Origin of the sequence: Acinetobacter venetianus RAG-1 = CIP 110063, from assembly GCF_000368585.1 — a bacterium.
In the GTDB taxonomy this organism is placed as follows: Bacteria; Pseudomonadota; Gammaproteobacteria; order Pseudomonadales; family Moraxellaceae; genus Acinetobacter; species Acinetobacter venetianus.
On the sequence record NZ_KB849558.1, the window covers coordinates 1,215,712 to 1,242,049 of the forward strand.

A 26,338-nucleotide genomic window follows, 5' to 3' on the forward strand; every position below is an offset into this window, starting at 1 on the left:
TGCTTGCACAATTGCAAAAAGCACCGTAATCGTTATCCATGTATTTTTATTGCGTGATCATTGGCAAGTTCAAACCTTGCTCTTTCGCGCAATCAATCGCGATGTCATAACCTGCATCAGCATGACGCATGACCCCTGTTGCTGGATCATTGGTGAGTACACGAGCAATACGCGCTGCTGCTTCATCTGTACCATCACATACGATCACAACACCAGAGTGTTGAGAAAAGCCCATACCTACACCACCACCGTGATGTAATGACACCCAAGTTGCACCGCCAGCTGTATTTAATAAGGCATTGAGTAATGGCCAATCCGAAACGGCATCTGAACCATCTTGCATTGACTCTGTTTCACGGTTAGGACTCGCAACCGAACCTGAATCCAAGTGGTCACGACCGATCACGATTGGTGCCGAAAGTTCACCACTACGTACCATTTCATTGAATGCTAAACCTAATTTTGCACGTAATCCTAGACCAACCCAGCAAATACGCGCTGGTAGACCTTGGAAGCTAATACGTTCACGTGCCATATCTAACCAACGATGCAAATGCTCATCATCAGGAATTAACTCTTTTACTTTTGCATCTGTTTTATAGATGTCTTCTGGATCACCTGAAAGTGCAACCCAACGGAATGGACCTACACCGCGACAAAATAATGGGCGAATATAAGCAGGAACAAAGCCTGGGAAATCAAATGCGTTTTCCACGCTTTCTTCTTGCGCCATTTGACGAATGTTGTTGCCATAATCAAATGTAGGTACACCCATTTTTTGGAAATCAAGCATTGCCTGAACATGCTTCGCCATAGATTGTTTAGCAGCTTTAACAACTGCTTCAGGCTCAGTTTTCGCGCGTTGACGATATTCTTCCCATGTCCAGCCAATTGGCAGATAACCATTCAATGGATCATGTGCGCTGGTTTGATCTGTGACCATATCAGGATGGACACCACGACGAACCAGCTCAGGTAAAATTTCAGCAGCATTGCCATGCAGTGCAATCGAAATCGCCTTGCCTTCTTTAGTATATTTTTCAATACGCGCTAAAGCATCATCTAAATCAGTTGCTTGCTCATCGACATAACGGGTACGTAAACGGAAATCGATACTTGCTTGTTGGCATTCGATATTCAGTGAACATGCACCAGCAAGTGTTGCAGCCAATGGTTGAGCACCGCCCATACCACCTAAACCAGCAGTAAGTACCCAACGACCAGTTAAATTGCCATTGTAATGTTGGCGACCGGCTTCGACGAAAGTCTCGTAAGTTCCTTGAACGATGCCTTGACTACCAATATAAATCCAAGAACCCGCCGTCATTTGACCGTACATTGCAAGACCTTTGGCATCCAATTCGTTGAAATGCTCCCAGTTCCCCCAATGCGGTACTAAATTCGAGTTTGCAATTAAAACGCGTGGCGCGTCTTTATGCGTTTTAAATACACCAACAGGCTTGCCAGATTGAACCAATAAGGTTTCATCTGTTTCTAAGTTTTTAAGCGTTTCAACAATCTTGTCAAAGCATTCCCAGTTACGTGCAGCACGACCAATCCCACCGTAAACAACAAGCTCTTTCGGATTCTCTGCAACGTCAGGGTCAAGATTATTCATCAACATGCGTAACGGTGCTTCGGTCAACCAGCTTTTCGCATTGAGCTTTGTACCGCGTGGTGCGCGAATTTCTATGTCACGAAATTTTGTTGTCATTGTAGTCACGATCGGACTCCTTCCTTTGAGATTTAAACCGCAAATTAAACTGCTTTTACTGTATAGCAATGTATTAACTTGTATATACATCCATATACTACACAAATCTTTTATCTTGAAAAGATGCATTTCATTCCATTCATAAAAATAAATTTCAAAGCAATGAAATAAAAAGATTTATTTTTTAAATCTCAATAAAAAACCCATACAACTACAAATTGTATGGGTTTCAAAAAAGTAAGGAAAAGTTAAATTTTTGTGAGTTCGATTAGACAAGTTTGCTTTAATTGCTGTTCAGTTAAAACAATACTTTTCAATCGTTTTTCTTGGTCAATCAAAAGACTTTCTTGATGTTTAAGATGGAAGATTTGTTGATCAATTATAATTTCCAATGCTTCAAGACTTTGATTAAAAATGAAAACCAGATCAGCCGAGCTGAAAATCTCAGTTGTTGAAGTTTGAGTAATCCAGTGATAGCGAGCAAGCAATTTTTGCGGATCATAAATCAAATTAAAATCACGGACTGTTCCTGCAATTAACTTACAACTCACGGCACTACTTCCGCTGAATTGCACAGACTGCAAAGTATTGAGTTGTCTAGCCTCACCGTCAATATGCAACACAAGTCCCTGACCCTCTAGCACCGTCAAGATACGTTGTAGACCAGAAAATTTAGAAAAGTCACCCGATGTTTTGACATCAGCCATCGAAATACGCCAGTCAAATGCGTCTAAGTCATCACCTGCACTTCGGGCAAGCTCAAATGTATAGCCAGCACCATTTTTCCATCGCATCTTTTTATAGTGAGTTAAGTCTCGATGCTCAATCATTGGGTAAACTTACCTTCAAGGTAATAGCGGCTACCTGGATAAATCAATCGTGCACTAGAAATAAGTTGTTTGTTCGACCATGTACGACGACGAATCAACAAACAAGGTTCGGTTTTATTGATCTTTAACCATTTACTTTCCTGAGCAGAAGCTAAAATTGCAGTGACTACATGCTCACCCTCTGTAACAGGCGCTTTTGACATGAGATATGCATTAGGCGTAATCGCAGTAAAATCTTGTGCCAAATATTCAGGAATCAAAACTGGATCGACTAAACGATCCTCTATTTGCACAGGCACATCGTTTTCATAATGCACAATGATTGAATGGAATAACTTTTGTCCCTCTCGAATTTGCATCAAAACACTTTGTTCAGTATTCGCTTGAATTTGCTCTAAAATCAAAACCTCTGCACGATGCTTATGATTACGCGCAATAATTTCTTCAGCAATATTATTCACATGAAATAAAGCAGTTCGTCCTTGCCCTTCGGCAACAAAAGAACCTACGCCTTGGATGCGTACAAGCAAACCTTCACTGGTGAGTTCACGTAACGCACGATTGACTGTCATGCGACTACAACCCAGTAACTTTACCAATTCACTTTCAGAAGGAATCTTTTTATTTACCGTCCACGTTCCTTCGTAGATCTTCTGTGAAATCATTTGTTTCACACGTAAATACAAAGGAACAGGACTGTCTTCAGCTAAAGACAAGTCCAGATCAGTCTGCTTGGAAGCTGTTGACATCGACTAAAACTCATACAAAATACACGAAGTCATTGTAAATGAATTTTTGAATATTTGTATATACAAGCTTATACAAATAAGTCATCTGGATTGTGTGTTAAATCGTAAATCTCCCATTGATGAATGAGGGATTGTTGCAAATAAATAAGCGCTTTTTGATGCGAATCGAAAATGATTTCTATAAAGTAAATGATTGATCGTTAAACCGTATAGCGTTTGCTTAACCCCCATTCCGCCAAAATACGACGATACATTGTTGATGAACGATCGGCTTCAAAATGTGCTTCCATACTAATATCTAAAGGTAATTCTTCAGGCTTCTGAGCTTCCACCATTTCTTGATCTTCAGCAAAAATCTGTGCATTAAAATCATAGACGGCTTGTAAATCCCCTGTCGTATCAAAATTACGGGTCAAAGGCACAAATAAACGCGTTTTGTTGTGCGACATCGGGCAACAAGCATTTAAAATTTTTAATACACCATCATTTGGGAAATGAATCGTCAGCACTGCTGAAAACGGCGGATACACGTCAAAAATACGCTCCCATAAAAAATTATCGGGTGCGAGATGCTGCATCCCATGTGGGTAATTACTGACATTACTGACATATTCAGTGTGTAAACCATAATCGGTACGTTCTGTCGAATATTTCGGAACAACTGGATTTTCACGGTCTGCAAAAGCTTCATGATGCACCCATGCAAAATGCGCCACATCAATAAAACCCTCTAATTGACGACCACTTGAACCCGCAATATCAACATAAGGTGGCAAAATCGCTTGATGCTGATCGCTGTTCCACGTGTCTAGTACTGGGAAATTCGCAGCGCTTTCATCTCGACCCAAAATGCTCGTCCACACCAAGCCATATTTGATCACGACAGGAAACTTGGTTAGGGTGAAACGATCTGAAATTTTAGTGAGATCAGGTTGCGCAGGAATCTTGGTACATTTGCCTTCTTCATTGAAATGTAGTCCATGATAAGGGCAAATAATTGTTTCCCCATTCACCCAGCCTTTACTTAATGGCACACCCCGATGTGGGCAAATATCTCGAACTAAATGGATATTGCCTGACTCAGTTTTATAAATTGCCATATTCAGATCAAGCAGTGTGACATGATGAGGCTTCGTGGTCACATCTTCAACACGCGCAACTGGATACCAATGTTGCGCCAAGATTTGCCAATCTTGATCATCAAATTGGCTATGGCATGGCTTATTTGGCAGGTTAATCAGAGGAATCGCATTCATGTTGTGCTCACACTATTTTTTTCTGTAGATCATTGATCTCTTTGTCTAAAAATAGTTTGGGGGATATCTTATTTTTCGTCTATTAGAATGATCTCAATGAAGCATTCTAAAAATTAGAACAGATCGGCACTAAAATTGCTTTTATCTCCGCAATGCTTTTATCTAAAGAGAATGTGCAATGGCATTACCATTTTCACGTTTTGCTGAATATTTTATTGCGGTCGCTAAAACAGGAAGCCTGCGAAAAGCTGCCGATCAGCTTTATATTTCAGTTTCAGCGGTACACCGACAAATTGTGCTCGCCGAAGAAGAGCTTGGTGTTGCATTATTTGAACGGCTGCCAAGTGGTTTAAAACTCACATTGGCTGGTGAGCTTCTCTATGCTGATTTACGCAGTTGGCAAAAAGATTTTCAAATGATACAAAAGCGTTTGAATGAAATTCAGGGGCTACAGCGTGGCACGATTGAGTTTGGAATGATTTCTGCTTTAAGTGAAAGCTTTGTGACGCAAGTCATTCAATCCATACATCAACAATATGCATGGATCAATTTCAATATCCGCATTTTGGATAGCGATCACGTGGCTGAAATGGTGATGAATGCCGAACTTGATTTTGGATTAATCCTAAATCCTAAACATCAACACCAATTACATGTGAATGCATTTATTGAAATGCCACTTGGGATTGTCATGTCCAAACAACATCCTCTCGCTACAAAAGAGCACATCTATTTTTCAGATACACTTGAATCTAATCACATTATTCCAGCTACACCTTTAATTATCCATGATCATGTCACTGCTTTATATAAGAAACATGACTTTAATCCAAGACATCAAATTGAATGCAATGATATTCGGATGATGATTTCTTTACTCAAGCAAAACTTGGGGATTAGCATCATGAGTTATCTTGATGTTTACCCATTTATAGAAAGTGGCGAGTTTGAGTTTAGAACAATTAAAGAAAATGGATTGCACCCCATCACCCTTGCATTATGTGTTGCACCAAAACGACAACTTTCAAGAATTTCTCAAATCATGATGAATCAAATCATTGAAGAAATGGAGGCACTAAAATCGGGCATGATGAAATATTCCACTTGAATAAAGCAAGATCTTTGCACCAAATTAAATCAAATAAGCATATGATTTAAATAAATTAATTATTTGACACCAAAATAGATCATCGAGTAATTTGATGTGAAGTTTCACGTACTATGAATCATCAGGCATCCACATGACTATCTCAGAAAAATCGCCTCATCTCACTGCTCAATACCCTCGGGATATGCTCGGATATGCCAATCACCCTCCTCATGCGCAGTGGCCAAATCAAGCTAAAATTGCGGTTCAATTTGTTTTAAATTATGAAGAAGGCGGTGAAAAACATATTCTGCATGGTGATGATGGCTCAGAGCAGTTCCTCTCTGAAATTAGCGGGGCTGATAGTTATCCTGCTCGTCATCTTTCGATGGATTCCATCTACGAGTATGGTTCACGTGTCGGGTTTTGGCGAATTCAACAGGAGTTTGCTAAACGTCATTTACCGATGACGATTTTTGCTGTTGCGATGGCATTACAACGAAATCCTTTAGTGGTTGAAGCAATCAAACAAAATCACTATGACGTTGTTTCTCATGGCTTGCGTTGGATTCATTATCAAAATATAGATATTGAAACAGAGAAAGCGCACATGGCTGAAGCTATGCAAATTTTAAAAGATTTATTCGGTGAGTATCCGACAGGTTGGTACACAGGTCGCGATAGTCCCAATACACGTCAGCTGTTAGCTGATTATGATCATGTGCAATATGACAGTGACTATTACGGCGATGACCTGCCTTTTTGGTCATCATTGACGAAAGAGAATGGTGAAACTCGTCCGCATCTTATTATTCCTTATACTCTTGATACCAATGATATGAAGTTCGCGTCTCCAACTGGTTTTAATCGGAGTGAGGATTTTTTTGAATATTTAAAAGATGCTTTTGATGTGTTGTATGCAGAAGGCGCAACATCCCCAAAAATGTTATCGATTGGGATGCATTGTCGTATTTTAGGTCGTCCTGCGCGTTTCAAGGCATTGCAACGCTTTTTGGATTATGTTCAAAGCCATGATCAGGTTTGGATATGTACGCGTCAGCAAATCGCAGATCATTGGTATAAATATCATCCTTATCAAGGGTAAATCTATTGTTAGACTGGCGGCATCCTTGCCGCCCCAAAAGATAGTAATCAAAGATATAAATTCAAAAAGCTTAAGCTCTACTAGGGTTTGTTAGCATTTCACCTTGCGAGCTTTCAGCTCTCATTGCGACAGTGGGTGTTTTTTAGACGATACAAGGCATGTTTTGCGAAATTTAGTCATTCTAGATGAGCAAGACATAACGCAGTAGTGGCAAAAAATACCCCTGTCCTCGAGCTTCGCCTTGCGCTGCGATCAAAGCAGTGCTTTGCTCTTGCTCAGGGTTATGGCTAAAACTTCCTCAAACTTCGTTATGAAACTTGACAAGGGGGATGCCATTGCCTACGTTTCATGCCTTGTTTGTGTCGTTTTAACCTATAACGCAATGCATGGCTGAAATGTCAACAGACCCTAAAGTAAATCATAGCCTAGTAATATTACATAACTGCTTAGGCTATTTTCGCCATTCCCACACTCCTCTGTTGCAAGAGTTTTACTGCATCCTTAGCTTGACCAGCCAATTCCATCATATCTAAATCAGGAATTTGATCATTTTCCATCACCATTTTCCCTGCGATAAACATTGCTTGGATATGTGCCCGACCACCACTCGCAACAGGAGCAATTGCCATATCATGCAAGCCAAAATAACGAGGATCATCTAAACGATACAGCACTAAATCAGCTTGTTGACCTACTTCAATCGTACCCACTTGATCTAAGCCTAAGATTTTAGCGCCTCCAACTGTGCCCCAACGTACAATATCTTCAATAGTCGCAGCATCAGCCCCGCCTTCAAATTGCCCACCCTCGTACTGTGGGACAGCCAACATCCCTTTTCGAGCACGTTGCAATAACCACGCTGCATGTGTTTCTGACAACATATCAGCAGCCTCATTTGATGCTGCTCCATCAACACCAATCGAAATGGTCATGCCAGCTTTTTCTAAAGTCACTAAATCAGCAATACCACTACCCAAACGCGCATTACTTTGTGGGCAATGTGCAATACCTGTATGAGTTTGCCCCAAGATTTGAATTTCTTCAGGTAATAGCTTCACGAGATGCGCAAACCAAACATCATCGCCCACCCAATCATTTTCGGCACAATATTGCACAGGCGTCATGTTAAATTTGGCTTTTGCCGCATCCAGATAATCTACTGTTTCAGATAAATGACTATGCATTCGGATACCTAGTTGACGCGCGATCTTGGCACTTTCCCGAAACTGTTGAGCTGTTGTTGAGTGTAAAGTTGATGTCGGTGCCATCACAATTTTACGAAAAGCATAAGCATCTGGTTGATGATATAAATGCACTAAGCGCTCAATATCCGCCATATAGTCATCGAACTTTTCAGGGCGCAACGCCTGTGGTAATTCACTTTCTAAACCACGCGTGAGCGTTGCACCACCTCGACACAACACAAAACGCATGCCTAGCTTTTCGGCTTCATCAAATAAGATCGCAGCGCCATCAAACGGCATTTTTGGCCAATATAAATAATGATGATCGGCGACTGTTGCACAGCCTGAACGTAATAGTTCAATTAAGCCAATACGAACCGCAACTCTAAATGTTTCTTCATCAAACGCACCACGAAAACGATATGGGGTGCTGGCAAGCCAAGCTGTTAAACTTTGATTTAAGCCTTGCGGCTCACCTTTCAATAAAGATTGGAACAAATGATGGTGTGTATTAACCCACGCTGGATAAATAACGCAATCTTTTGCACTCACCACCTGTTCATGTGGTTGTTGCCTAAGCTGACCTATTTCCTTAATTTTACCATCTTGAATACGAATATCAGTGGCAGAAGACCGCGCGGCATTCGCGGATAAACCTGTCAAAATCGCATGGGCATTTTTAATTAAATAACTGTGGTTCATCATACTTGTTCACTCTCATGCCATTTATTTAAGAAAATACGACTCAACAAAGACATGACGACAAATAATCCTAGACCTGTACAAGTAATTAAAAATAAAGCGGCAAACATTAATGGTAAATCTAACTGGAAACCCGCTTGTAAAATTTGATACGCCAAGCCAGCACTAGTACCACCTGCTCCTGCAACAAACTCAGATACCACTGCACCGATCAAAGCCAAACCACAGGAAATTCGTAAACCACCAAAGAAATAAGGCAATGCATTTGGTACACGTAAGCGCATTAAAATTTGCCAACGGCTTGCTTTATTAATCTGAAATAAATTAAGCAAGCCTTTATTTACGCTGCGTAACCCGAGAGTTGTATTGGTTAAAATTGGAAAAATTGCCACTAACATGGCGCACACAACCAGTGCCAGAGTTGTATTTTGAATCCAAATAATTACTAGTGGTGCAATTGCAACAATCGGCGTAACCTGAAATAAAATTGCATACGGCATAAAACATGCCTCAAGCACACGACTTTGTACAAATACAAAAGCAACCAAAGTTCCAATGATGACTGCACACGCAAACGCCAACATCGTAATTTTCAAAGTGACCCATAAACTACCAAATAGCAAACCAGATTGATTGATCATGCTCATTGCAATGTCACTCGGTTTCGGCACGATATAAACAGGAATATTCATCTGTTGAAAACTCAGTTGCCAAACTAGAAGTAGCAACAAACCTAAACTCAGTGGCGCAGCAATACGCTGGATCGCAGGATTTTGCAATAAAGGTTTAATCATGATCATGTCCTCCACTTGCTTCGGCTAATAATTCAGAAAGATGAGAGCATTGTTTGATAAAGCCTTCAGAGGTTCTAAAGGATTCATCGCGCTGATACGGTCCATCCACAGGTAGATCTGCAACCACTCGCCCTGGGCGTGCACCCATCACAATCACACGTGAAGACAAATAGACCGCTTCATAAATACTATGGGTAACGAACACGACCGTTAGATCACGCTCTGACCAAAGTTTGCGAATGTCACTATCTAATTTATGCCGCGTAAACTCATCTAATGCGCCAAAGGGTTCATCCATCAGCAATAAATCAGGTTCTGTAACCAATGCTCTTGCAAGTGAAGCACGCATTTGCATACCGCCAGATAGTTCTCTTGGATAGGCTTTGGCAAATTTATCCAAACCTACAGCTTTTAAAGCTTCGTGGACTTTGGGCGTACTTTCTGATTTGGCAACTTGCCTTAAATCCAAAGGTAAACGTACATTATCTTCAATATTTGACCACGGCATTAAAGTGGCTTCCTGAAATACCATTGCCATTTTGCATTGTGACTGAATATCAGCCTTGCCGTTCCAACGTACATGACCCGCAGAAGGCTGCTCAAGGTCGGCAAACATTTTTAATAAGGTACTTTTGCCGCACCCCGATGGCCCAAGTAAAGAGACAATTTCACCACGCGCAATATTGAGGTCTAAACGTTGTAATGCATGTGTGCCATTTGGATAAGTTTTTTCTGCGCCTCTGACCATAATCATTGGCGTTACGAAATTTGATGATTCTTTGACTGGAATATCAACAGATAAAGCTGAATTCATATGGTTTCCCCTTCGTGCAAATGCCCTATTTTCTTAACCGATTCAAAACAGCTTATTTCTTCGCAGTATTAACGAACTGTGTTGTATAAGCCGATTTCCAATTGGTTTTGGCATTGAGTAAACCTGCACCCACCATAAAGTCACGTGTTGCTTTCCAACGGGCATCGGTCATCACACCAACACCCATTTTTTTTGCATCGCCACCGTTAATTAAATTGCGTTTACGCATTTGATCTACAGCAAAAGCCAGTAGCTCATCATTCATATTTGGATTTTCTTTTTTAATTACTGCATTTCCTAATTTCGGATCTGCTAAATAATTTTTCCAACCCTCCATCGAGGCTTGAACAAAACGGCGCAGCACATCTGGCTTTGCTTGAACCACATCATTGCGTGTAACCAAAATACCGCCATAAGCAGGATAACCAGCATCGGCAAATAAGAAGAAATTACTTGAAGGTTCAGCTTTTTTCGCTTGTAACACTTCTGAAGTCGCGTAGGCTTGTTGCGCGACATTTTTCCCTGCAAGGAATGGTTGCATGTTAAATGTATACGGACGTGCTTGAGCTGCATTTAAATGATATTTACCTTTCAACCAAGGCCACCAGCTTGCTTGACCGCTCGTCGAGACAAGAATCGTTTTTCCTTTTAGATCTGCTAAAGATTTAACATCGCTATGTGTGAGTATGCCTTGTGGATCAAATTGAAATGGTGCAGCAATCGCTTTGATTGGAAAATTGCTTTCAATTCCTTTAAGAACTTGTAAATCGTAATTAATAATAATGTCTGCACGTTTTGAGAGTAATAAAGTCATATTGTTGACTTGTGGCCCGCCGATTTTAATATCGACATCTAGACCATATTTTTTATAAATCCCTTGTGCTAAAGCTTGATAGTAACCACCTTGTTCAGCTTGTGCATACCATGTGGTTTGTAGAACCAATTTATCGGCAGCTTGAGTAAATGAACTGAATAATAATGCGCTTGCAATGACAGTTAATCGTCCTTTGCCTACATAGTGCTGAATTTTCATAAGTAAGACCCCTAAATATGTATGAACTCATTTCGCTATTCTTTTAGGGGAATCAAAACCAAATGTATAAAAGCACACAGATTCTCTCAAAGCCAAATAATGACTTTGTCCCCAAAAGAGGAACAGCTAACGCTGTAGAGCAATGTCCCATGTGTAATACACACTAACCGCTTATACTCACTTATGATTTAGCAAACACCATGCCAGTATTTATTTAATAGATATTTTTCATATAGATAGATTAACAGACTAGATTGCATATTAATGTTAGCTATTCATTCTTCACTAACATCTGCGCTTTATTCTGAATTATTTTAGATAAAAAAATAAAATGCACCATTTTAAGTCCATACCATGCGCAAAAAAGAATCAAATATTAAATTAGCCACCAAACCTATTGATTTATTTTTAGCTAAACAGTCGAAAATCTAAGACTTTTTACATAGCAATCTCGTTCATGACTTATTTATAAACATTGGTATAGAAAATGCTTATATAGATTTGTCAGAGTAGAAGCGTTCAGCATATATCTAAAAATATATGTGGGTCATTGCTCAGAAATAAGCTCACTTTCTATTGATTTAGAAAGTGTTGCTCTTTTTTGAAATAATGACCCAGTCACCTTCCATTCAATTTGATTGGGTCATGGTCTATCCAAAAATTGAGGTGAAATATGAATGCAAACATGACCAACTTAGCTGAAGAAAATAACTACAGCCTCGAAGAACTCCAGAAAGAATCTCGCATGGGCGCTTTAGGTCAAGAAACATTTGAACGTGAAGTTCGCGTGATTGATTTATCTGACTTCGAACAACGTAAGTATGACATAGCAGATCAGCTCTGGTCAGCCGCAACAGATATTGGTTTTTTTCAAGTTTCAAATCATGGCATTGATTTAGATCAAATCAAAAATGCCTTTGAAATGACTGAAAACTTTTTCAATCTTCCTGAACATATCAAAGCACAATACCCATTGAACCGTAATGCAGGCTGGGAAAGTAAAGCGCAAATCCGACCATCAACCAGTACGCCTGATCAAAAAGAATCTTATCAAATCACTCGTCCTCGCATGGCAGGCTTATATCCAAGCGAACATGAATTACCGACATTTAAAACAACCATGCTTGAGTTTGAAAAATCTTGCTGGCAAGTCGGTATGAAAATATTATCTTGCTTCGCCTACAAACTTGGCTTTGCAGATAATTTCTTTGCGCTTGCACATGATCCAGACCAAGAAACATATCAAAGTACTCTGCGGATGTTGCACTACTATGCAATCGATCCAGCCATTAAAGATCAACTTGGTTTATGGCGTGCAGGTGCACACACTGATTTTGATTGCTTAACTTTATTGTTCCAGCGCAAAGGTCAAGGCGGCTTGCAAGTCTGTCCTGGTAAAGATATGGAACAACAACAATGGACCAGCATTGAACCAAGAGATGATGTGATTACCTGTAATATTGGCGATATGCTGATGCGTTGGAGCGATGATCAATTGCCATCTAATTTCCATCGTGTAAAAAATCCTGAAGCTCATGAATATCAGGGTCCACGATATAGTTTGGCATTCTTTTGCCAAGCCAATGAAGATGTGGTGATTGAAAGTCCTAAAAAGAAATACCCTGTGATCACAGCTAAGGAATATTTAAAACAAAGAATTAGTGCAAATTTTGAAGGAAAATACTGAGTAAATTTGCGGTCAGAGACTCACTATCTCTGACTGCAGCTGCTGTTCAATAATCGAATATGACTGAGTCAAATGGTGTACATCACAATTTTTGCCCTCACCGATACGATCCACCACTAAAAAATCACTTTTAGCTTCTAAAGTAATGAGTGGATGATGCCAAACCCCTTGGTGGTAAGTAACACCTTGCCGACCATTGGATAAAAAGGCATAAATCTGTTGTTCATCAGGTTGTGTTTCATTAAATGGCAATGCCACCACAATCACAAATTTCTGTTGTTGTAATGGAATAAAAGACTGTGAACCATAAGGATGCCGTTCCAACATTTCAATACTAAAAGGAAGCGTTGTTGCCGCCAAATTATGGAAAACACTGATCCCCACAGCAACATTATCGCCAGACACTTGTGCAATAGACAATGCATGATAGCGCTCTGTTAAACCTTGATTAATTGGAAAAAAATCTCGCCCTGTAGTTTCAATCACATCGCCAAATGCTGCAAATGTCTCTTGGGTTAAAGGTTGTATTGGAATCATGGTTTTATTCATTACTAGAACATCCTAAATCGCTAAGCCAATATCAGGGCGCAGTAAATACGCCCGACACCATGCTGCTTAAATACCGACCTTACCCCATAAACGAATGCGACTAATCCCACCATCAGGAATCATATTTACACGGATATAATTCACTTTTTGATGCTGCAAAACTTCTGCAAGATATTCATGGATTGCATCCATGGATAAAGGTTGCTGCTCCAATAAAAAAGACCAAAACATACTTTGAGGAATCAGTTGAGCATCAGTCGCATCTTCAACATATGCAGCTTGGATTGAACAAAATGCAGGATAATTCCCTTTAAAATAAGCGGTATCAACTTCAATTTTTTCAACATGCCCTGCCTGCCCTAAAGCAATAATGCACCAATCAAATCCAGGTTCACGGCGACGCTTGGTTTCCCAGCCATCCCCCATATTGATGCCACGCTCAGGACTTAATAAGTTATTGGGATGACCAAAATGTGCATCGCTATATGCAACAACTCTCCCACCATTTTTCAATCCAATTAGATCCATTTGCTGAGTCGTATCTACATGCTCTAAAACAACATTTCCATAGACACGTAAACGGGCAATTCCCCCGTCTGGGAAAATATTGATACGGATATGCGTAATCTTTTGAGGATGACACTTAAAAAAATGATGATGATCGGGTGACAATACTGAGTTTTCTAATAATGAAATCCACTCCACTTGATCGAGTTGCTCATCTGGTGCATAACATCCTTCAATTGACGCCGATGCAGGATAATTTCCTGTGAAAAATGAAGTATCAATGTCAAAACCAGAGACTGTTCCAGTAACTCCTAAACGGACAACACACCAGTCATAGCCTGCTTCGCGTTTACGTCGGGTTTCCCAACCATCCATCCATTTACCATTGTCATCATATTTACCTTCGATGAATTTGGCTGGTTCAGTTTGAAGCATTCTTTTGGCTTCTGCGAAAAAATCATCTGAACAAGACACAATGGTTGCACCAATTCGGGTATCAGCCAAATTCGTTAAACCCTGTAAATGATCTGGTAAAGTTACTGTTTTCGCTATATGCACCGTCATTGATCAATCCTAAATATTTTTACTTCAATTCAATTATGCAAAATCCAGTCCAACTGGTCTGACCTGTTATAAAAATATTCCTAATTTTTAATTTAGTCACTAAAAAAATCGTAATTTTTGTGTAGAATCAAACTGTTTATTATTTTTGGATGCGTCGCCAATGAACCCACAAGCTGTGCTCAATGGAAAATCATCTCAGGTGACTGAGCAAGCTGTGGAAGTGATTCATCAACGCATTCAACAAGGCAGCTATGCGATTGGATCAGCCTTGCCCTCGCAACGTGATTTAGCGGCACAACTCGGCATAAGCCGCGCCTCTTTACGTGAAGCCCTGACTCGTCTTGCAGCCTTAGGTCTCTTAGAAATCAAAGCAGGTAAAGGCGTTTATGTCATCTCACAACATAGCCAAGCGGCTGAACAATGGGATGGAGAACATCGAGTTTCATTAAAAGACTTTTATCAATTACGCTATGTACTTGAAGGCTTTTGTGCCCTACTTGCATGTGAATATTTAACTGAACAAGATAAAACAATATTGCAGCAATATTATGAAAATCTAGCACATGCAATCAAAGAACAGGACTGGCAAGCCGCTTCTGAATTTGACTATGCGTTTCATCAACATGTGATCGAGTTGAGTCACAATCAATCTATTATTCAAACTCTTAAAATGCATACTGAATGGATTAAAAAGAGTCAAATTCTTCCATTTGTTCAACCAAACTTAGCATTCAAGACCATTCAAGAACATGATTTGATATTGCAAGCACTTTTCCAACAAGACGCACCTGCTGCTGAAAAAGCCATGCGTGTACATATTATTGGTGCTGCACAAAGAGCTGGTGTTTATTTTTCTCGACATGATAGCTAAAGGTACACAAATTAACTTTGAATATATCCAACCGATAAGATCAGCACAAGTTGCACCACTTTATTTCATCTTCTGAACAATGATATTGCGCCTCACCCTATCTTGCATTCTAATGATGCAAAACTACTGGTATGACCAGTAAAACCAGTTTATAAAATTGGCACGCTTCTCGCTTAATACTCCTTAGAAATTTTTGATGAATTGATAAAATATTTAGGGTCTAAAAATGAATATTGCGATTGTTGGTGCAGGTATGGGCGGTTTAACGGCTGGTATCGCTTTAAAAAAGTTTGGTCATCAAGTCACGATCTACGAACAAGCTGCTGAGATTCTACCTGTTGGAGCTGCGATTTCACTTTGGTCAAATGGTGTAAAGTGCCTTAACTATTTAGGGTTGACTGATCAGATTCAAGCATTGGGCGGAGAGATGGAGTCTCTTGCCTATGTTGATGGACTGAATCAGCACACCATGACTCAATTCAGCTTAACTCCTCTCTATAAAGAAGTTGGGCAACGAGCCTACCCTGTTGCTCGTGCTGATTTACAACAATTATTGATGCAGCAATTTGGTCTGGAAGATATCAAACTCGGTATGAAAATGACGGCAATTGAAGATCATGCTGATCATGTCTGTTTGCATTTTCACGATGGTTCTCAAGTCAAAGCTGATCTTTTAATTGGTGCAGATGGCACACATTCAATTACACGTAAATTTGTTCTTGGCTATCAAGTGGAACGCCGCTACGCAGGCTATGTAAACTGGAATGGTTTGGTTGAAATTGATGAGGCTATTGCTCCAGCACAACAATGGACAACTTATGTAGGTGAAGGAAAACGTGTATCTCTCATGCCTGTCGCGGAAAATCGATTCTATTTCTTCTTTGATGTACCCATAGAGGTCGGTTTACCTAACCAACGTGATCAATATAAAACTGAATTGAAAAAGCATTTTCAAGACTGGTGCGCACCTGTGCATCAATTGATTGATTGCTTAGATGAACAAAGAACCAATCGTGTCGAAATTCATGACATTGAACCTTTTATGAATTTTTATAAAGGTCGCGTGGTGTTATTAGGCGATGCAGCACACAGTACCACCCCTGATATTGGTCAAGGTGGTTGCCAAGCGATGGAAGATGCGATCTACTTGGCACGCGCTTTGCAGATAAATACTTTCGGATTGGATGATGCGCTTGAGCGTTATCAAAATAAACGTAATGATCGCACAAAAGAAATGGTACTACGTGCGCGTAAACGTTGCGATGTAACACATATGAAAGATCAAAAAGTGACTGAAGAATGGTATCAATCACTCTATACAGAACAAGGATCACACATCATGCAAGGAATTATTAGCAATATTGTGGGAAATCCTTTAGATTGATAGCTACAAGTTTTAACTCCCCCCTTCAATGGGGGCTTTTTTTGTCTAAATAATTCTAAAATATCATTTTCACTAAAACTCCATCGCAAGTAGAAACTACTCACTGTTTCACCTCAATATCCATCATCATAAGATATATTGGAAGCAAACAAGTCGACTTCTTCTTTTAAAATAAGTGGTTTTAGTCGTTTAACTTCATTGTTATCTATGATTGCTATTGCATCCATAGCTTTTTTTAGTTTGGGTGATCTTATCCAATCATTATTCCATAATTTGATACTATTCTTTCCTAGAACTAAATCACAAATTGGCTCGTTATAAGAAATATTCTGATCAATAGGTAATGTTGCTCTCTGAATCCATATTTCCATGTGACCAGTATTTGGAATCTTAGAAAATTTAGCCTGTATCTTTAAAATTAACATTTTCTTTTCTTTTTTATCATTGATGAAACTAATTAATAGACTTAAAATTGCGACACTTATTGAATAAGTACGGGGGTTTTTATATGCAATATCTATGATTATTGAAATCAACACTAAAGGTTGATGTATCACTTTTGTTCTAACAAGTCTACTATGAAAATAATTTAATGCTGCGCTAAGGCTCCCTGAGTTTGGAAATTCAAGTGCATGATCATATATAATTAATAAATGTTTCTGTATATTCTTATCAATCTGTTTTTTCTTTATCCATGATAATTTATCTAACTTTATAGAAGAATAAATAACATTGTCATTTGACCTTGTCTTAGACTGATTTAATTTCAAACCTAAATCAATCATTATTTCAGTCAAAAACTTGACAATTTTTTCACCATCCTGTGGATTATTTACAAAAATACGGTAATCATCTCTATAACGTAAAATTGAATAATCTTTTATTTCTTTACCATCTTTTTTAATTCGATCGGTTAACTCACTATCAGCAAAACCTAAAACAATCTCTGCTATAAAATCCATTAATACAGAACCCTGAGGTATACCATTGGTTTGACCATGACGCATGTCTTGAATATGACCATCAATAATATTACCTATTAAGGTTTTGTCTAACCTCTTAGCTTTTGCAACTTCTTTCTTATGCAATGCCCATGCAATTGAATGAGTATAAATAGAGCTATAGCAATCAGTTAAGTCCGTTTCTAACATATACTCATAATCTAAAGATTGCTCTATTGAATGCTGTTCAATCTCCTGCCACCAATTTAATATTTGCTCTGCTTTATCTACTTTATTTGATAAAGATTGTACAGGTATACTTAGGCATTGGATTTTTTCATTTTTTCTAAAAAAGTTAAATCTTCCTTTTATCTCATCCCACACATCTTCTTCTGTTATCTTATGTACAAGTGATACATACAATGCAGGGTGGATAAGTTGTAATGGTCTCCATGCATATCTTCCATCTTTATTATTCAATATAGAGTAATTTACATCATCATAATCTCTAGGATTTTTAGATTGCATATCCTTTAAATTTTTTCCAATTAATATTTTATTGACTTTAGTTAATAGCTTTTCAAAGCATATATACTTAGGAAAGTCAATATTACAATAACTTTCTTGTTTTAGAAAAAATTTTCTAGCCTCAATATGATCTAAATTAAGAACTGATTCGCTTCTCAAAGAACTCATAAAAATAATCTGTTTCAATTTATTTGTTCTTAAAATATCAAATTTCGAATAAATCTAATAGAAATATAATCAATTTAACTTTTCTAATAATTCTAAAAGCCCATTTCATAGCTGAAATAGGCTCTTATTATTTCAGAAAAATTAAAACTTATAACTCATTGTAAAGCGGTTTTGTAAAAAGTCTTTTTCATAACGTGGTGAAGTTTGGATACCAAAGAAATTACTCACACTGAAACCTTTTAAAGCACCTGTAAAATTATAGATCCCAAAAATCATATATTCAGATTGATTTCGACTTGCTACATTCTCTTTTTCTTTCAAATCCATAAATGAATAACGTGCCCCTGCGATTACTTGATCAGTTACTTTACCTTCAAGTGAAAGCATAAATGCATTTCCTGCACCGAGATCTTGTGTGCTGGTAAAAAATGGTTGTGCGAAGATTTCCCCTGAAGAAGTTTTGGTTGCGTACGGCGTTAATAAAGCACCATTTAAATAACTTTCGCTGTCTGGTTTGATGTAGTTATAGGCCACTTTCAAACTCGCTTTAGACAATACTTTCAACGCAGCTTGTGCACCAAAAATTTGACTATTCACCTCACCTGCCAATGCTTTGCCTTGATCTTTACCTGAAATATATTGCACAGAAAACTCTGGCGAATAATTTAATTTGGGAAAAGATAGATCGGCTTGGGTATAGATCAAACGCGTGTAATCATCATAATCTTGATACCAAAGCTGCGCCTTTAATTTTTTATCACTGGCTAAATCAAAACTTTTACCCAAACCAAATGACCATAAACCATCTGTTTCGATATTTGAGTTTTGACGAGATGTCTTAGTAAATTCATCTTCGCCATAGCTTTTGTATTTATTCACCTTGGTTAGACGTAAAAAGTCAGTATTATTGCCGACCTGAACATCTGCGGCTTGGTATAAATACATCAAAACACGACGGTCTGCATAATCTCCCATAAACGGTAAATTCAAACGTTGATTACCAATGGTGACTCGCGCAAGATCATTTTTCCAAGTCAAATATGCTTCAGCTAAACCATCACGATCTTCTTTTAACTCGTCAACTTCATCATTTTGATTTTTATCATCTAAACGACGTTGTAAGTCATAACCAACCGCTGCTTGTACACCGAGAAATGGCGCTGTTTCATATCGAACATAACCACCAATGGCGACCGTATCTTGGTTCAAATTATTGACAAAATAACCATTATTTAACGAGTAATAGGTCGATTTCACTACACCATGTAGCGTTCCACATCCCAACATTGCTTGTACGGATTGCACTGAATTATCTTGGACTTTACAGTCCTGTCCTAAATTAAAGAGTCCATTTAAGCTGGTATCCGCAGCCCAAACCTGATTCATACTCCCCATTGCAATCAGCAAAGTTGCAGATTTCAAAGTAAAATTTTTCATAAAGTTCCCCGAATGATGCATTTAAAAATCAACTCAATCCATTTTTTAAGTTGTCAAAAACCCAACTTTTAACTTTTTTGAAGTCAAAAGCTCCCCAAGACCTATTCAAAATTGAATAAGCGATTTTTAAATGGTTGATGATTAAAATTAAAAACGTTGCTTGTTAAAAACTGAGGTCGTTAAGGTTGAAATTAATGACCTGAATTTACAGGTAATGTTGCAACTTCCGAAGACTTCTTGGTAAACGGTAAGTGGTTAAACACAATATTTAAGAAAATTGCGGTGAGGCAAGCGGAGCTAATGCCTGAATGAAGAAGTGTTTGTACCCAAATCGGAAACTGTGCATAGAACTCATGATTTACGATTGGAATCATCCCGATAGCCAACGAAGTCGCCACAATAATTAAGTTCTTGTGGTCGTTGTAATCAACTTTCGCCAAAGTACGAATACCACTCGCCGCCACTGTGCCAAATAATACGATTCCAGCGCCACCTAACACGGGCATTGGTATCGAAGCCACTAAACGACCTACGATTGGCAATAATCCCAACACGATTAAGATTCCACCTGCAGTTGCAACTACAAAACGACTTTTGATGCCTGTAATCGCAACCAGCCCTACATTTTGGGCAAATGCGGTTTGCATAAATGAACCAAAGATCGGTGAAACTGCACTCGACAACATATCTGCACGCAAACCATCGCCGATACGTTTTGAATCAACTTTAGTGCCCACGATCTCTCCGATCGCAATAATATCCGCTGTTGTTTCCGTCATGATGACTAAAGTCACGATAGTCATAGATAGAATTGCAGAGAATTCAAAAACTGGAGAACCAAAATGGAAAAAGCTAGGTAAAGCAAAAATAGAACCTGATGCAACTTTTGAAAAATCTGCAAAGCCAGCGAAATAAGCCAGAATCGTACCCAATACGATAGCAATTAAAATTGCCAGTCGACGTAGAATTTGGCTGCGTAACATACTAAAGATGATCACGATTGCCAAAGTCATAACAGCAAGTCCGACATTTGCTGGATCGCCCCAGTTTTCTGCCTTTGGATTTCCCCCCATAATCCAACGAATCGCTACAGGTGTAAGCGATATACCGATCATGGTAATCACACAACCCGTCACGACTGGCGGAAAGAATCGAATGATTTTGGCAAAAAAAGGAGTTAGAAATAATCCGATAATCGAAGCCACAATGACGGCACCAAATGCAGATGGTAACCCACCACCCGTACTGACAATGGCAAGAATCGTGGCAACCCCTGCAAACGAGACACCTTGCACAATGGGTAATTTCGCCCCGAAATGTTTAAAACCAATGGTTTGTAAAACTGTGGCAATTCCCCCGACGAACAGTGCTGCAGCAACTAATAATGCGATTTCCGAACCGTCTAAACCTGCGGCTGCGCCAATAATCAGTGGTGGAGCGATAATTCCGCCATACATGGTCAACACATGTTGCAAACCATAGATGATATTTTTGTTCATCCCCAAATATTGATGTTCTGCTGAAACATCCATATCGACATCACTGTGCACTTTGTCTTGATGCATGAAGTTATTCCTCAAATAAGATTAATCATGTCTACATCGGTTAATTTCTAAATTAGCTGCCACGGTAGGTTGAATAAGAAAAAGGGCTGATTAATAGCGGTACGTGATAATGTTGTTGTATATCAAGTACTTTAAAATCAATGCACACTCTCGGATAAAAACTCTCTGTATTTAACGATTGAAAATAGTCTGAAATTTCAAAAATCAGCTGGTAATTCCCTTGCGTAAAAGACTCAAACTCAAATGCTTTAATACGTCCATCAGCATCCGTCTGTTGCTCATCAGATAGCACGTATTGTTGCTCTACTTCTCGAAATAATTTGACAGTAACTCCAACTGCTGGTTTTCCGAGTGAAGCATTTAGAATGTGCGTACTAATACCAGCCATTATTGAATCTCCTGTTCTAAGCGAATAAGTGCAATCTCAGCCAATTGTTGCTGAACTTCTTGCTGTTCCTGCACCACACTATTGTTTAAACGGCGTTGTAACTCAGCTAACATTTCTGCGCCAGTTCGCCCTGCCGCACGAATTAAAAATATATGTCCAAATTTAGATTCGTAATCTAAATTGCCCTGATACAGTGCTTGTTGAAGGTCTTCATCTGCCCCAAGTTGTCCTTGCTCTTTGGCTGAAAAGCGTTGTTCTTTTTCAGACAATGCACTCGCTGCTTTTTTCTCACCGATCCGAGGGTGCTGCGCTAAAGCATTTGCTATCTCTGACCATTGCCATGTTTGAGCTTGAATTTTGGCAGTCTGATACAATGCATCACGAGTTGAATATGGACGATGCTGAACTAAATGCTCAATCCATGAATGAATATGGACACATGGGCTTAATACCGCTTCGGCATGCGCTGTATCCAATTGATTGAATTGTTCCAAGTCCATTTTTGCTCCAATTTATTGCATTGTCTGACTGGTCTGACCAGATGTATTTATATTAAGCAATGAATATGCCAATTTTCTAGTTTGGTTTCATCTTTTTGATTATCGATTATGAGATTTTATAAAATACATGGCTTGCATGATTTAAATAAAAAAGCCTGCAAAAGTAAGCTTTTGCAGGCTTTAGAACGGATCAATTAAATGCTTAATGTAAGCTATAAGCAATCACATAATCACCATGATCTGGCGATTGACGTGCACCACCAGCGGTAATCAATACATATTGCTTCCCTGATTTAGGGGAAACATAACTAATCGGTGTAGCTTGGCTACCCACCGGTAAACGAGACTTCCATAAGACTTTACCTGTAGATGAATCTAAGGCACGTAAATAGTAATCTTGTGTCGCAGCAAAGAAGACTAAACCACCTTGCGTTGCCATCGGCCCACCGATCGTTGGCATCCCAATTGGTGCTTTAAGCCCCATTTTGATTCCCATCGGACCAGTATCTTCTACAGTACCCATTGGAACTTGCCATGCAATTTGACGTGTTTTCATATCGATTGCAGTCATTGTTCCATACGGCGGTTTTTGACATGGAATATTCAACTTAGACCAGAAGCGATCTTTGTTAACTTTATATGGTGTACCTTTCATTGGTACTGCACCCATACCTGTATTCACTTTCTCACCACCATTAGCTTCAAGCGCTAAATCTTCAGGTGTCTGTTCAATTAATTGAATCCATAAGCCTAAACGCATGTCATTCACAAACATGTATTGATGACTTGGATCAAACGCAATACTGCCCCAATTCATACCACCCAAGGAGCCTGGGAAACTCAAAGATTTATCTTTACCAGGTGCAGTATATAAGCCTTCGTAACGCATCGATTTAAAATTGATACGACACATCAGTTGATCAAAAGGTGTCGCACCCCACATATCAGACTCAGTCAAAGTTGCATTACCAATTTGTGGCATTTCAACTGATCGAGGTTGCGTTGGGCTATATTGTTCACCTTCGATATCCGCTGGCTTGACAGGTTGTTCAATCACTTTTGTCAAAGGCTGACCTGTTAAGCGGTCTAAGACAAAGAATTGACCTGATTTAGTTCCAATTACAACAGCAGATTTATTGCTGCCATCTTTCATCGGGAAGTTCACCAAACTTGGCTGCATCGGTAAATCAAAATCCCATAAGTCATTATGAACCGTTTGATAAACCCATTTTTCTTTACCTGTTGTCGCATCTAAAGCTAAAACAGATGAATTGTATTTATGATCTAAAGGTTGACGATTGCCACCCCAAACATCGACAGATGAGCTACCCATCGGTAAAAACACGGTATTCATTTGCGAATCATATGACATCGCTGCCCAAGAGTTCGCCGAACTACGTTTGTATGTTTCACCGTCTTTAAGCATGTAATTTGGATCAGGATTTCGTGGATCAAATACCCAACGCAATTCACCTGTAATGACATCGTATGCACGAATCACTCCACCCGGCATATCTGCTGCGAAGTTATCTGCAATTCGGCTTCCAACGACGAGCACTGTTCCCGCAATCGTTGGCGCTGAAGTTACTTCAAAACGAGGTGCTTTAGTACCCTCGCCTAAACCTTTGAGTAAGTCCACCGTACCGTTTACACCGAAGTCTTTGCAGCGTTCACCTGTATCCGCATTTACTGCGATTAATCGCCCATCTGGTGTATTGGTATACACACGTCTTAAACATGTTGTATCTGTTGCAACCGTTTTAACGGGTGTCGCACCAGCTAATGTTGGCTGGGCTAAAGGTTGAGTCGAATCAAAATAAGCAACACCACGACAACGTTCCCACGCATCCGCTTTTGAATTAACTTCTGCTTTCCACAATTGCTTGCCAGAGTCAGCCTCTAAAGCAAAAATATTGTTATGTGGTGTACACAAGAAAATCTTATTGCCGACTTGTAAAGGTGTCATTTGATCTTCTGCACCATTGCCTGTACCCGTCGTAAAATCACCTGTACGAAAACGCCATACTTCTTTTAACTGATGAACATTATCTCGAGAAATTTGATCTAATGCGGCAAAGCGACTACCGCCCGAATCCTGTCCATAATGCTGCCAATTGGTCTGCATCATGTCTGTTTTAACTGGAACTAATGGTAGTTCCTGACCTGAAGCTGAAACAGTCGCATGAGGTTGGAACATTTGGTAGAGACCGACACACATGCCTAGAACAGTCAGTACACCTAAGCCATAAGCAGCTAAATCAGCACTCGGTTGAATTTGATAACGACGAATCGAAGGTAATGTAAACATCAATGCCGCAAATAAACCCGCTGGGAACATCAACCGTGAAAATAAGGGCCAAAATTCCCAACCCGCATCAAGAAGTGACCAAATAATCGTACCGATGAACACTAAGCTGAATAGCCAAACGCCAACTGCTTCCTTTTTAAAAATGAAAATTGCTGATGCTAACGTAAATACACCAGAGATCACGAAATACCATGATCCCCCTAATGTTACTAGCTTAGCGCCACCGACTGTAAAAAACAGTCCTGTGAGCAGTAATACTAAGCCTAAAATCAGACACCATATCTTCAGTATGGTATGTGAGCTTGAAGATTCAGACATACGTCATACTCCTATATTAGAAATTCACTCGCATGCTCAATCCAGCAACCCAAGCATCATCCACCTCTTTTACACCCGCGGGTTGATGAATATATTGTAGGTTTGGTCTTAACATGACTGCTGGTGACCATTGATAGCTATAGTTCAGCTCAACATTGAGTTCATCTCGTTGAACTGGGACATAATCTGTTGCGAATGCATCATATTCGTCATAACCACGACTCGTATTCGTTGCGATTTGACGATCTTTATAACGGTCATTGACTAAATAATTGGCAATACCAAAACCAATCGAATCATGTGGACGACTATCAAAAGCCCCTTTGTACCAAAGTGCGAGTTGCTGAGTGCTTTGAACTGCCGTAGTGGCTTTATCATTCACAACGACATTAAAACTGGCGTATAAACCGCGTTTTGCATCGTCGCCTTTCTGCGTGAGTTGCTGCTGAGTATTCAACCAAAAACTATGCTTGCCATCATGGACTTTATCGGTCGTCGCAATATCATTTGCTTCAGCAGTCGAATACAACGCACCAACCTTATATTCTCCCGGCAAACCATTAAATATCGTAAGTTTAGGTCGCCACACTAGCTCTACTGGAATCGTTGCGCCTTTCACGTTATCCATATCCAAATTAAAACCGTCACTGTCTTTTTCGGTTTTTACATTGTCAGGATTTACTTCATAGACACCGACTCCAAGCGTCCATTCAGGGGAAAACTGATACTTGATATTGGTTCCCCAAATCCCTACAGGCCAGTTGTACCAAATAGCTCCTATTGATTTTCCAAGCTGACCACCGCATAGCAGTAGATTTTGGAATTCACATTGCGAACTATTAAAGTCATCAGACATGCCCATACGTCCAATCTTGAATTGAACCGTATTATCAGCAAAACCTTTTTTTACCCATGCTTGAGTTAAACGCCAGATTTTGCCTCGACCATAAATTTCTTGTGAGTTACCTAATGCACTTGAGCGTGGGTCTTTAATCTGCTCAAGAGTCAGCGCATTACCATCACGTTTTGTAATGACAATATTGGCTGTTGTATCTTTCCATCCTGCAATTTTTTCTAAATCAAAATTTGCACCTAACGCTAACTGTGCTGCATTTTTAAATGTGTTGGTATCGTTATATCCGCCATCTAGATTGGTCGCCCCTTGGCTCATAATCGATGCAGTAAACTTATAACCCTCTTGTTCAAGTTGTTGGCGTTGACCATTCCAATCACCAAGTAGCCATTGACGATCTTGTGACCACGGTTCATTCGCAAAGCTGCTTTGCGCTGTACAGATAGCAACTGCCAAACAGCTTAATTTAATCAATAACTTATTTGAGTTCATAAAAAGCCTC

At 39.4% G+C, this 26,338-nt stretch carries 22 protein-coding genes; 5 read left to right on the forward strand and 17 right to left on the reverse strand.

What is annotated here, in order from left to right:
* Nucleotides 1-46: 46 nt before the first annotated feature.
* The 4 genes from hutU to F959_RS11295 form a co-directional block, all read right to left on the reverse strand.
* Nucleotides 47-1,714 carry a urocanate hydratase gene (gene hutU / locus F959_RS11280; RefSeq protein WP_017196716.1) on the reverse strand — a complete coding sequence of 556 codons (1,668 nt, stop codon included), beginning with the start codon at nt 1,712-1,714 and terminating at the stop codon, nt 47-49.
* 248 nt (nt 1,715-1,962) lie between these two features.
* Entirely contained in the window at nt 1,963-2,544 is a 582-nt protein-coding gene (locus F959_RS11285) for a HutD/Ves family protein (RefSeq protein ID WP_004880261.1), read from the reverse strand.
* Nucleotides 2,541-3,293 carry a histidine utilization repressor gene (hutC, locus tag F959_RS11290; protein WP_004880263.1) on the reverse strand — a complete coding sequence of 251 codons (753 nt, stop codon included), beginning with the start codon at nt 3,291-3,293 and terminating at the stop codon, nt 2,541-2,543. The genes F959_RS11285 and hutC overlap by 4 nt, the downstream gene beginning before the upstream one ends.
* Before the next feature lie 200 nt (nt 3,294-3,493).
* On the reverse strand, nt 3,494-4,549 hold the full coding sequence (locus F959_RS11295) for an aromatic ring-hydroxylating oxygenase subunit alpha (protein ID WP_004880264.1): 1,056 nt from the start codon (nt 4,547-4,549) through the stop codon (nt 3,494-3,496).
* Between the two features lie 178 nt (nt 4,550-4,727).
* On the opposite strand from F959_RS11295, the gene F959_RS11300 reads away from it, so the two are divergent.
* A complete protein-coding gene (locus tag F959_RS11300) occupies nt 4,728-5,657 on the forward strand; it encodes a LysR family transcriptional regulator (RefSeq protein WP_004880267.1) in 930 nt (309 codons plus the stop codon).
* 133 nt (nt 5,658-5,790) lie between these two features.
* Nucleotides 5,791-6,741 carry an allantoinase PuuE gene (gene puuE / locus F959_RS11305; RefSeq protein WP_004880270.1) on the forward strand — a complete coding sequence of 317 codons (951 nt, stop codon included), beginning with the start codon at nt 5,791-5,793 and terminating at the stop codon, nt 6,739-6,741.
* A gap of 446 nt (nt 6,742-7,187) precedes the next feature.
* Here puuE and F959_RS11310 read toward each other — a convergent pair whose 3' ends face one another.
* The 4 genes from F959_RS11310 to F959_RS11325 are packed head-to-tail and all read right to left on the reverse strand — an operon-like array spanning nt 7,188 to nt 11,268.
* Nucleotides 7,188-8,630 (reverse strand): amidohydrolase family protein, encoded by a 1,443-nt coding sequence (locus F959_RS11310; protein WP_004880272.1) that lies wholly within the window; start codon nt 8,628-8,630, stop codon nt 7,188-7,190.
* Nucleotides 8,627-9,421, reverse strand: coding sequence for an ABC transporter permease (locus F959_RS11315; protein WP_004880274.1), 795 nt, complete (start codon nt 9,419-9,421; stop codon nt 8,627-8,629). The genes F959_RS11310 and F959_RS11315 overlap by 4 nt, the downstream gene beginning before the upstream one ends.
* Nucleotides 9,414-10,235 (reverse strand): ABC transporter ATP-binding protein, encoded by an 822-nt coding sequence (locus F959_RS11320; protein WP_004880276.1) that lies wholly within the window; start codon nt 10,233-10,235, stop codon nt 9,414-9,416. The genes F959_RS11315 and F959_RS11320 overlap by 8 nt, the downstream gene beginning before the upstream one ends.
* 52 nt (nt 10,236-10,287) lie before the next feature.
* Entirely contained in the window at nt 10,288-11,268 is a 981-nt protein-coding gene (locus tag F959_RS11325; RefSeq protein ID WP_004880278.1) for an ABC transporter substrate-binding protein, read from the reverse strand.
* 673 nt (nt 11,269-11,941) lie between these two features.
* On the opposite strand from F959_RS11325, the gene F959_RS11330 reads away from it, so the two are divergent.
* Nucleotides 11,942-12,955 carry an isopenicillin N synthase family dioxygenase gene (locus F959_RS11330; RefSeq protein WP_004880280.1) on the forward strand — a complete coding sequence of 338 codons (1,014 nt, stop codon included), beginning with the start codon at nt 11,942-11,944 and terminating at the stop codon, nt 12,953-12,955.
* A gap of 12 nt (nt 12,956-12,967) precedes the next feature.
* On the opposite strand, the gene F959_RS11335 is transcribed toward F959_RS11330, so the two are convergent.
* The gene (locus F959_RS11335; RefSeq protein WP_004880281.1) at nt 12,968-13,504 is read right to left on the reverse strand and encodes an ureidoglycolate lyase; all 537 of its coding nucleotides are present in this window, start codon (nt 13,502-13,504) and stop codon (nt 12,968-12,970) included.
* Between the two features lie 66 nt (nt 13,505-13,570).
* Nucleotides 13,571-14,575: an allantoicase gene (alc, locus tag F959_RS11340; RefSeq protein WP_004880283.1), complete on the reverse strand. Its 1,005-nt coding sequence runs from the start codon at nt 14,573-14,575 to the stop codon at nt 13,571-13,573.
* 160 nt (nt 14,576-14,735) lie between these two features.
* Here alc and F959_RS11345 point away from each other — a divergent pair, with 160 nt between their 5' ends.
* A complete protein-coding gene (locus tag F959_RS11345; protein WP_004880285.1) occupies nt 14,736-15,446 on the forward strand; it encodes a FadR/GntR family transcriptional regulator in 711 nt (236 codons plus the stop codon).
* 226 nt (nt 15,447-15,672) lie between these two features.
* Entirely contained in the window at nt 15,673-16,830 is a 1,158-nt protein-coding gene (gene hpxO, locus F959_RS11350; RefSeq protein WP_004880287.1) for an FAD-dependent urate hydroxylase HpxO, read from the forward strand.
* Nucleotides 16,831-16,943: 113 nt separating this feature from the next.
* Here the strand turns inward: hpxO and F959_RS11355 are convergent, their stop codons facing one another.
* The 7 genes from F959_RS11355 to F959_RS11385 form a co-directional block, all read right to left on the reverse strand.
* Nucleotides 16,944-18,485 carry an RNA-directed DNA polymerase gene (locus F959_RS11355; RefSeq protein WP_227499172.1) on the reverse strand — a complete coding sequence of 514 codons (1,542 nt, stop codon included), beginning with the start codon at nt 18,483-18,485 and terminating at the stop codon, nt 16,944-16,946.
* 123 nt (nt 18,486-18,608) lie between these two features.
* The gene (locus F959_RS11360; RefSeq protein WP_004880291.1) at nt 18,609-19,904 is read right to left on the reverse strand and encodes a hypothetical protein; all 1,296 of its coding nucleotides are present in this window, start codon (nt 19,902-19,904) and stop codon (nt 18,609-18,611) included.
* Between the two features lie 191 nt (nt 19,905-20,095).
* Nucleotides 20,096-21,469, reverse strand: coding sequence for a nucleobase:cation symporter-2 family protein (locus F959_RS11365; protein WP_004880293.1), 1,374 nt, complete (start codon nt 21,467-21,469; stop codon nt 20,096-20,098).
* 52 nt (nt 21,470-21,521) lie between these two features.
* Nucleotides 21,522-21,857, reverse strand: coding sequence for a hydroxyisourate hydrolase (gene uraH / locus F959_RS11370; RefSeq protein ID WP_004880295.1), 336 nt, complete (start codon nt 21,855-21,857; stop codon nt 21,522-21,524).
* On the reverse strand, nt 21,857-22,357 hold the full coding sequence (gene uraD, locus F959_RS11375) for a 2-oxo-4-hydroxy-4-carboxy-5-ureidoimidazoline decarboxylase (RefSeq protein ID WP_004880296.1): 501 nt from the start codon (nt 22,355-22,357) through the stop codon (nt 21,857-21,859). The genes uraH and uraD overlap by 1 nt, the downstream gene beginning before the upstream one ends.
* Before the next feature lie 202 nt (nt 22,358-22,559).
* Complete coding sequence (locus F959_RS11380; RefSeq protein WP_004880297.1) at nt 22,560-24,983, reverse strand: glucose/quinate/shikimate family membrane-bound PQQ-dependent dehydrogenase; 2,424 nt, start codon at nt 24,981-24,983, stop codon at nt 22,560-22,562.
* A gap of 16 nt (nt 24,984-24,999) precedes the next feature.
* On the reverse strand, nt 25,000-26,328 hold the full coding sequence (locus F959_RS11385; RefSeq protein WP_004880298.1) for a carbohydrate porin: 1,329 nt from the start codon (nt 26,326-26,328) through the stop codon (nt 25,000-25,002).
* Nucleotides 26,329-26,338 lie beyond the last annotated feature (10 nt).